Here is a 10,435-nt window from a genome sequence, read left to right as displayed (position 1 = left end):
CAGGACGTTGATAGGCTGGGTGTGGAAGTGCAGTAATGCATTAAGCTAACCAGTACTAATTGCCCGTACGGCTTGTCCCTATAACCTTAGCAGGTGCAGAGGATAAGACGGTACAACGTTGCGTGTGTGTTGATACAACTATTCATTACCCCAATCTTTGCTTCTTCCAGATTCATGGCCTTGTTGCTCAACCGAGAACAAGCGTCAGTACAAGTTATGCCTGATGACCATAGCAAGTTGGTCCCACCCCTTCCCATCCCGAACAGGACCGTGAAACAACTTTGCGCCGATGATAGTGCTGCAACCAGTGTGAAAGTAGGTTATTGTCAGGCTTGTTATTCGTAGTAGAGAAAAACCCCTCCGGTATCCGGTGGGGTTTTTTTTCGTCTGATGCTTTGAAAGGCGTCCATGTCTGCTTTACATACCCTGGAAGAACTGCGCTCTGGCCGATTGGCGGGCCTACGCCGTTTAAAACTGACTTGCGGATTGACCGCTTTTCCGACTGAAATCTTTGACCTGGCAGACAGCCTGGAAATTCTCGACCTGTCTGGTAATCAGTTGAGCAGCCTGCCCGACGATTTGCCGCGCCTGCACAAGCTGCGCATCGTATTTTGTTCGGATAATTTGTTCACTGTCTTGCCGCCCGTGCTCGGGGCTTGCCCCGAACTGAGCATGATCGGTTTCAAGGCCAATCAGATCCATACGGTGCCGGCCACATCCTTGCCGCCCAAGCTGCGCTGGCTGACCCTGACCGACAATGCCATTACAGCCCTGCCAGAAGAAACCGGCCGCTGTACGCAATTGCAGAAATTAATGCTGGCGGGAAATCAACTTACCGCTTTGCCAGCGTCGCTGGCCCTTTGCACGCAGCTGGAACTGGTGCGTATCGCTGCCAATCGTTTTACCGCCTTGCCTGAATGGCTGTTATCCCTGCCTCGCCTGAGCTGGCTGGCGTATGCGGGTAATCCTGTCAGTGAGGCGCGTGAAATAGCGGCCCTGGAACAAGCAGATATCCCAGGTATCGCCTGGCAGCGTTTGCAGATCGGCCCAGTATTGGGCGAGGGCGCCTCGGGTGTGATTTACCAGGCTGTGTTCGACGGTAATGATGTGGCGGTTAAACTGTTTAAGGGGGCAATGACCAGCGATGGCTCGCCGCGCAGCGAGATGGCCGCTTGTGTCAGCGCGGGGGGGCATGATCACCTGATTTCCATCCTCGGTACTATCGAAGGCCATCCGCAAGGTGCGATGGGCCTGGTCATGCCCTTGATCGATGCTGCTTTCCGTAATCTGGCCGGACCACCGAGCCTGGATTCCTGTACCCGCGACGTGTATGCGGATGGCCTGCGTTTTAGTTTGCAGCAAGTCGTGGCGCTGGCCCAGGGCATTGCTTCGGCCGTGCGGCAATTGCATGCACATGGCATCCTGCATGGCGACTTGTATGGCCATAACATTCTGCATGCCGACGGGGGAGCTTGCCTGCTGGGCGACTTTGGCGCCGCTTCCATGTTCGATCCGGATTCCTTGCAGGCGGCGAGCTTGCAGGGAATCGAAGCGCGTGCCTTTGGTGTCTTGCTTGGCGAATTGATTGAGCATGGCGACGGCTGCCCATCCGACTTGCTGGCCTTGCGAGATGCCTGTTTGCAAGATGACGTATTGCAGCGGCCATGCTTCGAGAAGATTGAAAACACGCTGTTGCGCATGCAACAGGCATAAAAAATGGCGCAGCCTTCACGGGCTGCGCCATTTTTCATTCAGATTGCGAAACTTCAGCCTTGAATAATTTCTTTTTCAGGCAGGGCGATCTGGTTGTCGACGCTGAACTGGTAGTCCTTGAAGACGTGTTCGGCCGACAGCAGCTGGTATTGGCCATTGTCCAGCTTATGTGTGGTGTCCTTCAGGCGATAGGTGTAATGGCCGCAGGTCCAGCAGTTGAAGTTGCGCATATGGGTGCACAAACAGGTCTTGTCCATCACCACCACGGTTTTTTGTTCCGGATGGGCTGCCACTTCGCGGTTATACGAATTGATGTAGGCGCAATTGCCCGTTGCATCGAGCAGGTAGCCGTACGATTCGCAGCCTGGACGGATGCCGGCGCCGATGGCTGGCGTGTTTTTCAGCATGCGCATCGGATAGCCGGTTGGCGACACGCCGTTGACGATGATGTCTTCTTCCGATGCCTTGTAGTATTCCTGCTTGACCTTGGCTGGCAAGCCGCACTCATGGGTGACGGTGAAGCGGGTGGCCACTTGCACGCCGGCCGCGCCTGCTTCCAGGAAGGACACGGCATCGCTGCCCGTGAAGATGCCGCCGGCAGCGATCAGCGGTATGTCCAGCTGTTCGGCTTTCAGGTAAGCCAGCAGTTCGACGGTAATCGTGTGCAGGTCGTAATTGGCCCAATCCATGCCGAAACCCAGGTGGCCGCCGGCCAATGGACCCTCGACGATGATGAAGTCAGGCAAACGGTCCAGCTTGGCGTTCTTGCGCAGGAAAATCTGCAGCGCACGCACGGACGAGACAATAATACCCAGCTTGGCGTCGCGGAAACGCGGATGGTCGGCCATCAGGGCGAATGAGCCGAAGTGCAGGCCGGCCGACAGGGTGATGCCATCGATGCCGGCGTCGAGCGCGGCATTCAGGCGTACGCGCAAGGTTTCACGCGGGCCATTCATGGTCAGCTTTTCCATGCAGTTGACGAAGATCAGGCCATCGCCTTTTTTCGCTTCCATGGTCTTGCCGATATGCAGGCGTTGCGCTTCTGCCAGGCGTCCCAGGTCGAACTGCACCACGGCCTTGTCGCTATTATTGATGTTGAACTTGTACAGTTTCGTTTTGTCTTTGACGAAAGTGGTATCGAAACGGCGGTCCGACACATCTTCCACCATGGCATCGGAAATATGGCCGATACCGTTCAGCCGGGCTGCTTCCAGCGCCAGCTCCGAGGTGGAAATGTCCACACCCATTCCGCCTATCATAATGGGCACATATTCTTTTTTGCCAAATCGCAGGCGGAAATCATCAACACGTTTCATTGCTATCCTTAGACTACCGTGGTTATCACTGAGCCAGATGTACTGTCGCGCCAGCAAGTTTGTCCCTTGCCAGCGCGCGGCATGCAGCTTTGCGCATGCCCCAATTCTACCCCAAGCGGGAATGCACCCGAGGCATTGCGCGGTTCTCTTGCTACGCCATACAGGCGCAGCAGCCTTGTTTGATCAGTCGCGGAAGTTGTTAAACTCGAGCGGCATGTCAGGCACGTCCTTGCGCAGCATGGCCATGGCCGCTTGCAGGTCGTCGCGCTTGGCGCCAGTGACGCGTACGGATTCGCCCTGGATGCTGGCTTGCACTTTCATCTTGCTGTCCTTGATGACGCGCACGATTTTTTTTGCATCTTCCGTTTCGATGCCATTCTTGATCTTGATGACTTGCTTGACCTTGTCGCCGCCGATCTTCTTGATGTCGCCTTCGTCGAGGAAGCGGACATCGACCTTGCGCTTGGTCAACTTGTTCGTCAGCACGTCACGTACCTGGCTGAGCTGGAATTCGGAATCGGCAAACGCGGTCAGCTCGTTTTCCTTGTGTTCTACGCGGGCGTCGCTGCCCTTGAAGTCGAAGCGGGTCGAAATTTCCTTGTTGGATTGTTCGACAGCATTTTTCACTTCGATCATATCGGCTTCGGAGACTACGTCAAATGACGGCATGGTCTATTCCTTTCTGGTTAAAGCGAGCGCGCGCTCGGCGCGCCGGGCCTTTGCGCCTGATCTGGTGCGATGAAACGGCCCTGTTAAAGATGCGACATTTTAACGGACAACGGGCGAACCGCCCTTGTCCTGAGATGGTTTTTTGTCGCTTTAGCTCTATAATCAGCAAAAATTCCTTATCCCATGTCTTCAGAGCTCACCATCGAACACAATTACTCTCTCCAGCGCCTCAATACCTTCGGCATCGAGGCCAGCGCCGCAGCCTATGTGTCCATTACTTCTACCGCGCAACTGCAGGCGGCACTGCGTGATCCGCTAATTGCCGGCATGCCGCGCCTGATTTTGGGCGGCGGCAGCAACATCGTGCTGACCGGCGATTTTCCCGGCGCCGTGCTGCATATGGCCACGCGCGGCATGCGTCTGGCGCAAGCCACGCTCGACACCATCCTGGTGACGGCCGCCGCCGGTGAAAACTGGCACGATTTCGTGCAATGGACCCTGGCGCAGGGCGTGGGCGGCCTGGAAAACCTGTCACTGATTCCCGGCACGGTGGGCGCCGCGCCTATCCAGAATATCGGCGCCTATGGGGGGGAAATCAAGGATGTCCTGCACAAGGTGACCGTCATGCATGCGTCCAGCGGCATCGTGTATGAGATGGACAGCGAAGCTTGCCGTTTTGCCTATCGCGACAGTATTTTCAAGCAGGCCGACGGCCGCGACCTGATTGTGCTGGAAGTAACGTTTGCCTTGCCGGCCGACTGGCAGCCTAACCTGCGTTATGGCGAACTGGCGCAAGCCGTTGCCGAGCAGAATCTTGATGCTCCTACGCCGCAGCAGGTGGCCGATACCGTGATGGCGATACGCCGGCGCAAATTGCCTGATCCTGCCGTGATCGGCAATGCGGGCAGTTTCTTCAAGAATCCGGTAGTGTCGCATGAGCAATGCAAGGCCTTGCTGGAACGTTTTCCGGCGCTGGTGCACCATGCGCAGCCCGATGGCACGGAAAAGCTGGCGGCTGGCTGGCTGATCGATCAGTGCGGATGGAAGGGGCGGAACCTGGGCCCGGTGGGAGTGTATCCCAGGCAGGCGCTGGTCCTGGTGAATAATGGCGGCGCTCGTGGCGCGGACATTACTCGCTTGGCCGAGGCGATACAGGACGATGTCGAAGCCAGATATGGCGTGCGCCTGTCGCCGGAACCGGTGTTCGTCTGATTTAATGATTCACGTTTAAAAAATGTTCAGGGCCAGGCGTATTGCCGAAGACAGTACGAATAGTACGGCGAGGCAGTACAACGCAGCCATGGGCATTTTTTTGCGTGGATCAGCCGAAGTGGCAGACGTAATCCAGTGTTTCTAGCGTCTCAATATCGAAATAGCTGTTTGCCGCTACCTTGAACTCCTGGCCTGCGCCATAGCTATGCCACTCGCTGGCGTCAGCCAGGCGCACCTTGCACAGGCCGCCGACGATTTCCATGGTTTCCGGCGCACCCGTGTTGAAACGCAAGGAGGACGGGAAAATCACGCCCACGCTTTTTTTCGTGCCATCGGGGAAAATGACATTGTGCGAGATGCACTTGCCATCAAAGTAAATATTCGACTTCTTGACGACGCTGACATGTTCCAGTTGCGTACTCATGCTTGCCTTTCTTGCGGTTAAAAATCAGTCTCCGGTCTCTTCAGCGCTCAGCACGCTGTTGCGCCCGCCACGCTTGGCCGTGTACAGGGCCTGGTCGGCGCGGTTGATCAAGGCTTCCACTGTTGATTTCGGCGACGGCACTACGGTGGCTACGCCGATCGACATGGTGACGATGCGGGCCGCCGCCGCCGGGTTTTCAATCTGCAAACCTTCGAGCTGGCGGCGGCACGCTTCGGCGATTTGCAGCGCGCCGGCCAGTTCCGTTTCCGGCAGGATCAGCGCGAATTCCTCGCCACCATAGCGGGCGGCCAGATCGGCCGGGCGTTTTAAATGTTCAGTCAACACGGCGGCGACTTTTTTCAGGCACAGGTCGCCAGCCAGATGGCCGAACTGGTCGTTATAGCTCTTGAAATGGTCGATGTCGCAAAACAGCAGGCTCAGTGGCGCTTTGTCGCGCTGGCCCCGCTGCCATTCGAAATGCAGGGTTTCATCGAAGCGGCGGCGGTTGGCGATGCCTGTCAAACCGTCGAGGGCGGCCAGTTTCTGCAATTCGATATTGGCGTCGGCCAGGTTTTTCTGACTTTCGCGCAAGAAACGAAACGCCTGGTCGCGCTGCAAGCGGCTGATGTGGGCGTTCGAGTGGTAGCGTATGCGCGCCAGCAATTCCAGCCGGTCGGGCAGTTTTACCACGTAATCATTGGCGCCCACGGCAAAACTGTAGGCCTTCAATTTAGGGTCATCCTTGGCCGACAGCACGATCACGGGCACATGCGCCAGCGCTTCCTGTTCGCGGTACAGCTTGATCAGCGCGAAGCCATCGGTACCGGGCAAGACCAGATCTTGCAGAATCACGGTCGGCTGCAGCCGCAGCGCCGTGTCCAGCGCCTGCGTTGCATCCGTAACATAGTGAAATTCGATATCCTGCTGATCGCTCAGCATGCGGCGTATGGCTTCGGCGATGATCAACTGGTCGTCGATCAGCAAAACGCTGACCTTGAATTCCGTCAGGGCGGGTTCGTGCTGGGGCAGTCTGGAGGAAAATTCTGGCATTGCATTCTTTTCAGATGTTAGGGGCGGGCTCGTACCCATTGTTGAGTTTGGCGCCAAGGCGGTTGCGCAGGCTGGCGCCGATCTTGTCCAAGGGCAGGATTTGCTGCGCGGCATCAAGTTCAGCCGCCGCGCGCGGCATGCCATACACGGCGCTGCTGGCCTGGTCTTGCGCGATGGTCGCCTTGCCAGCCCGGCGCATAGCCAGCAAGCCGTCGCCGCCATCGCGGCCCATGCCTGTTAGCAACACACCGATCGCCTCGCCACGCCAATGCTGGGCTACACAATTGAAAAAAACGTCAACCGATGGGCGATACACATAATCGCGCGGTGCTGCATCGTAACCCAGGCGATAATGTTGATCCAGCAGCAGGTGATCGTTGGTCTTTGCGATCAGCACCGTGCCGGACACCAGTTCATCGCCCTCAGCAATCACGCGTACCGGCATGCTGAGCTGGTCGTCCAGCCATTTGGCAAAGTGCGAGGCAAAGGTTTCATCAATATGTTGCACCACCACGATGGCGCAGCCGGGCGGAGCCGTCCAGCCCGCCAACACATTGGCCACCGCCGATGGCCCGCCGGTAGAGGCGCCGATGGCCACCAGGCTGGTCACTTGTCCTTCGCTGCGTTCACCAGCATAATTGTTCGCCTGACGCACGAGCGAAGTTTCAGCACTATGACGTATCAGTTTGCCGATCGTCTTGATCTTGGCCAACAATTCGCTATCGCCGCCAACTTTTCCTTGCAGCACGGGCGTCGCGGTGACGTCGAGCGCGCCGGCGCCCAGCGCGCGAAAGACCTGGTTGACGTTGTCTTGCGGACGGCCCGTGACGACCAGAATGGCGCACGGACTTTGTTCCATGATCAGGCGCGTCGCTTCGACGCCGTCCATCTCGGGCATGTTCAAGTCCATCAGGATCAGGTCCGGACGATTGTCCTGGCACATGCGTACCGCCTCCAATCCCGTGCGGGCGATCCATAGCACCTGGTGTTCCTGCGTGCTGGCCACGACGCGGCGCAGCGCTTCGGCCGCCATGGCCACATCATTAACGATTGCAATTTTCATGAAACCCAACTCATAAACGCGCATCTCCTATCAGGTCGGCCACCGCGTCGAGCAGGGTCTCGTCGTGGAAGCTGCCCTTGGTCAGATAAAAATCGGCGCCGGCGGACAGGCCACGGGCCCGGTCTTCCGGCCTGTCCTTGTACGACACGATCATCACCGGCAGTTTGTGCAGGTGCAAGTCTTTCTTGATCAGTGACACCAGTTCGATGCCATCCATGCGCGGCATATCCACGTCGGTGATCACCAGATCATACTCGCCGCTGCGCACCACGTTCCAGCCGTCGATGCCGTCGATGGCCACATCGACTTCGAAGCCGCGCGCCAGCAGCAGCTTGCGCTCCATTTCGCGTACCGTCAGCGAATCATCGACTACCAGCACGCGCTTGGCGCGGCGCTGTTCGGCGTGGCCGGTCTGGGCCAGCTGGCGCAAGCCGCCTTCGTGCAGCAGTTTTTCTATCGACAGCAGCAAATCGGGTACGTCGAGGATCAGCACCGGCTCGCCATCGTCCAGCAGGGCGGCAGCGGAAATATCGCGCATCTTGCCGAAGATCGGATCGATGGCCTGCACGGCCAGGCTTTGCTCGCCACGGATGGCGTCGACCACCAGCGCATAGCTTTGTTTGCCGCGCCCGATCACTACCACTGGCAGGTCGGTGCCACCCGCATTCGCCTCGCCCAGTTCCAGCACCTGCGCGGCCGACACCAGGCCCAGATGCTCGCCCTTGAGCTCGAAGAACTGCTTGTTTTCCAGTGTATGGATGGCTTCCTGCGGCACGCGTACCACGCTTTCCACCTTGACGATGGGGATGGCGTAGGCCTCGCCCTGGATCGTGATCACCAGCGCGCGCACGATCGATTGCGTCAGGGGCAGGGTGATCAGGGCGCGGAAGCTGCGTCCCGTTTCCGACTCCAGCCGCACCGTGCCGTTTTGCTGGCGTATGGTTTCGTGCACGATATCGAGGCCCACGCCGCGCCCGGACAATTGATTGGCGGTTTCCTTCAGACTGAAGGCGGGCAGGAACAGGAATTCCAGCAGTTCACCCGGCGATAGTGCGGCCGCCATCACGGGGCTGGCCATCTTGCGGGCTATCACGGACTGGCGGATTTTTTCCAGGTCGACGCCACGGCCATCGTCGCTGATCTCGATGCTGAGCATGCCGGCGCGGTGGTGCGCTTCCATGTGAATGGTGCCCAGCGGCGCCTTGCCCGCTTCGATGCGCTCGTATGGCGTTTCCATGCCATGGTCGATGGCGTTGCGCAGCATGTGGTTCAGCGGGCTTTCGATTTTCGCCAGGATGTCGCGGTCAACCAGCGTGTCTTCGCCATCGATTTCCAGCTGCACTTCCTTGCCCAGGCTGCGGGCCAGGTCGCGCACCATGCGCGGGAACGCGTGGATGCCATCGCGAAAAGGGCGCATGCGCAGCGCCAGCACTTCATCGACCATGCCTTGCGAGACGGCCAGCAGGCGCCGCTCATAGCTTTCGATGTCGGCGATATGCTCGAGCATGAATTGTTTCAGCGGCTGTGTCTTTTGCAGCGCCAGCAGGGATTTTTCCATCAGGCCGGCGTCGCCCGAGCGCGAGATCGCCTCGTGCAGGTGCTCGATGGCGGAAAACAGGCTGCTCTGGTTGCGCTTGAAGCGCTGCAGCGCGCCGATAAAGGGATGCATCTGGTGCGCATTGATGCGCGATTCGCTGGCCAGCGACAGCAGGCGGTCAAAGTTTTGCGCGGGCGCCTTGGCAACTGCGCCTGCCACTGCGCGCGGCGCGGTGTTCAGTGCTTCGTCGCCCGCCAGGCCGCCAGACAGCGCTTCCTGTACTTCGGGCGGCAGCGCTTCTGCCACGGCAGCGGCAGGCGCGGCTGGCAAGGCAGGCAGTTCGGGCAAGTCAGCGATGCCGGCGATGGCATTGAGCACCGTATCGATCTGCGCCGCGTTGGCGGCCAGCCAGGCCTCTGCGCCCGCATCGTCCAGGCGCGATAATTGCACGATCAGGTCCACGCCCGACAGCAGCACATCGACACGCTCCGGCGTCAGTTTCAAGCGGCCGTGCTGGGCGTCGACAAAACTGTCTTCCATGCCGTGCGCCAGTTGCACCACCACTTGCAGGCCGACGATGGCGGCCGCGCCCTTGATCGAGTGCGCGGCGCGCATCATCGCCTCCACGGCGCTGGCGTTGCTCGCATGGCGTTCCATGGCCAGCAAACCGTCGGTGAGGATTTGCGTCTGGCTGTCAGCCTCCATGCGGAACAGGTCCAGCATGGAAAAGGCGCTCAGGTCGCCCTGCTTGTCCTGGCTCATCGTAATAGTCTCGCAAGTTGAAAGCCGATCAGTGCTGTATCGAGGCAGCCGATGCGCAGTTCGCCTTCGGTAATGACGCCCGACAGATAGCGCGACAGGCCCTTGTTGATGGTCGCCGCCGGCGTCTGCACGGCGCTTGCCGCATAGCGCACGATACCATGCAAGTCAGCCACGGGCAGCGCGTAGGACTGGTCTTCCCAGCGCATCAGCAGCAGACGCGCAAACGTGTGGCGGCCGCGGGCGGCAGGCGCACCCTGTTCGTCGATGCCGAGCAAGGTTGCCAATGACATGCAGGGATACAGCTTGCCGCCGATATTCACGATGCCAGACAGGCCGGCGCCGCTGCGGTGCGGCAGCACGTGGGTACGCGCTTGCGGCGCCACCGCGTCGAACACTTGCGTGGGCAGCGCCAGCCATTCGCGGCCGAGGCGAAACACCAGCACGGAACTATCCTTGACGGCGCCGCCATCGCTGACGGCGCGGAAATGGCTGGCCCATTCCTGCTGATAGTGCGCATCGACAGGGCGTTGCAGATTACGCTGGGCCGCATCGGCATACACCTCGCAGTTGCGGCAATGGACGTTGGCCGGCAGTTTTGTGCAGCTCTGGTCGCCGACCACGCCGATATGGTTCCAGCAATCGTGGATGACATCCTGGACGTCGGTGCCCGTAGTTGTATACATAGTCGT

General features: G+C 59.0%; 9 protein-coding genes and 2 rRNA genes. 4 read left to right on the top strand and 7 right to left on the bottom strand.

What is annotated here, in order from left to right; translation table 11 throughout:
* The 3 genes from HDE75_RS16390 to HDE75_RS16380 form a co-directional block, all read left to right on the top strand.
* Window positions 1–80: ribosomal RNA gene (locus tag HDE75_RS16390) — 23S ribosomal RNA — on the top strand; the annotation flags it as partial.
* 139 nt (window positions 81–219) lie between these two features.
* A 5S ribosomal RNA gene (gene rrf / locus HDE75_RS16385) occupies window positions 220–332 on the top strand.
* Window positions 333–408: 76 nt separating this feature from the next.
* Complete coding sequence (locus tag HDE75_RS16380) at window positions 409–1,713, top strand: leucine-rich repeat-containing protein kinase family protein (RefSeq protein ID WP_183676692.1); 1,305 nt, start codon at window positions 409–411, stop codon at window positions 1,711–1,713.
* Window positions 1,714–1,766: 53 nt separating this feature from the next.
* On the opposite strand, the gene HDE75_RS16375 is transcribed toward HDE75_RS16380, so the two are convergent.
* Together HDE75_RS16375 and HDE75_RS16370 are read right to left on the bottom strand one after the other, a co-directional pair.
* Window positions 1,767–3,029 (bottom strand): nitronate monooxygenase, encoded by a 1,263-nt coding sequence (locus tag HDE75_RS16375; RefSeq protein ID WP_183676693.1) that lies wholly within the window; start codon window positions 3,027–3,029, stop codon window positions 1,767–1,769.
* 183 nt (window positions 3,030–3,212) lie between these two features.
* Entirely contained in the window at window positions 3,213–3,698 is a 486-nt protein-coding gene (locus HDE75_RS16370; protein WP_183676694.1) for a YajQ family cyclic di-GMP-binding protein, read from the bottom strand.
* Window positions 3,699–3,881: 183 nt separating this feature from the next.
* Here HDE75_RS16370 and murB point away from each other — a divergent pair, with 183 nt between their 5' ends.
* Window positions 3,882–4,910, top strand: a complete 1,029-nt coding sequence (gene murB, locus HDE75_RS16365; protein ID WP_183676695.1) for a UDP-N-acetylmuramate dehydrogenase — start codon at window positions 3,882–3,884, stop codon at window positions 4,908–4,910.
* 109 nt (window positions 4,911–5,019) lie between these two features.
* Here murB and ppnP read toward each other — a convergent pair whose 3' ends face one another.
* Genes ppnP through HDE75_RS16340 form a run of 5 tightly spaced genes read right to left on the bottom strand, consistent with a single transcriptional unit; the run spans window position 5,020 to window position 10,429 of the window.
* Window positions 5,020–5,334, bottom strand: a complete 315-nt coding sequence (gene ppnP / locus HDE75_RS16360; protein WP_183676696.1) for a pyrimidine/purine nucleoside phosphorylase — start codon at window positions 5,332–5,334, stop codon at window positions 5,020–5,022.
* A 24-nt stretch (window positions 5,335–5,358) separates the two neighbouring features.
* On the bottom strand, window positions 5,359–6,384 hold the full coding sequence (locus tag HDE75_RS16355; RefSeq protein ID WP_183676697.1) for a diguanylate cyclase: 1,026 nt from the start codon (window positions 6,382–6,384) through the stop codon (window positions 5,359–5,361).
* Between the two features lie 10 nt (window positions 6,385–6,394).
* Window positions 6,395–7,447, bottom strand: a complete 1,053-nt coding sequence (gene cheB, locus HDE75_RS16350) for a chemotaxis-specific protein-glutamate methyltransferase CheB (RefSeq protein WP_183676698.1) — start codon at window positions 7,445–7,447, stop codon at window positions 6,395–6,397.
* Between the two features lie 10 nt (window positions 7,448–7,457).
* Window positions 7,458–9,746 carry a hybrid sensor histidine kinase/response regulator gene (locus tag HDE75_RS16345; RefSeq protein WP_183676699.1) on the bottom strand — a complete coding sequence of 763 codons (2,289 nt, stop codon included), beginning with the start codon at window positions 9,744–9,746 and terminating at the stop codon, window positions 7,458–7,460.
* Entirely contained in the window at window positions 9,743–10,429 is a 687-nt protein-coding gene (locus HDE75_RS16340) for a chemotaxis protein CheW (RefSeq protein ID WP_183676700.1), read from the bottom strand. Before HDE75_RS16340 ends, HDE75_RS16345 begins: the two co-directional genes overlap by 4 nt.
* Window positions 10,430–10,435 lie beyond the last annotated feature (6 nt).

The organism is Janthinobacterium silvisoli, assembly GCF_014200725.1.
Classification (GTDB): Bacteria; Pseudomonadota; Gammaproteobacteria; order Burkholderiales; family Burkholderiaceae_D; genus Janthinobacterium.
The sequence above is the reverse complement of the archived record's forward strand: the minus strand, read 5'-3'. Positions and strand labels throughout refer to the sequence as shown.

What these genes read in the sequence shown, in the direction of transcription:
- HDE75_RS16370 (WP_183676694.1), bottom strand. Translation starts at nt 3,698, where the DNA reads ATGCCGTCATTTGACGTAGTCTCCGAAGCCGATATGATCGAAGTGAAA.
- HDE75_RS16345 (WP_183676699.1), bottom strand. Translation starts at nt 9,746, where the DNA reads ATGAGCCAGGACAAGCAGGGCGACCTGAGCGCCTTTTCCATGCTGGAC.
- ppnP (WP_183676696.1), bottom strand. Translation starts at nt 5,334, where the DNA reads ATGAGTACGCAACTGGAACATGTCAGCGTCGTCAAGAAGTCGAATATT.
- murB (WP_183676695.1), top strand. Translation starts at nt 3,882, where the DNA reads ATGTCTTCAGAGCTCACCATCGAACACAATTACTCTCTCCAGCGCCTC.
- HDE75_RS16375 (WP_183676693.1), bottom strand. Translation starts at nt 3,029, where the DNA reads ATGAAACGTGTTGATGATTTCCGCCTGCGATTTGGCAAAAAAGAATAT.
- HDE75_RS16340 (WP_183676700.1), bottom strand. Translation starts at nt 10,429, where the DNA reads ATGTATACAACTACGGGCACCGACGTCCAGGATGTCATCCACGATTGC.
- cheB (WP_183676698.1), bottom strand. Translation starts at nt 7,447, where the DNA reads ATGAAAATTGCAATCGTTAATGATGTGGCCATGGCGGCCGAAGCGCTG.
- HDE75_RS16380 (WP_183676692.1), top strand. Translation starts at nt 409, where the DNA reads ATGTCTGCTTTACATACCCTGGAAGAACTGCGCTCTGGCCGATTGGCG.
- HDE75_RS16355 (WP_183676697.1), bottom strand. Translation starts at nt 6,384, where the DNA reads ATGCCAGAATTTTCCTCCAGACTGCCCCAGCACGAACCCGCCCTGACG.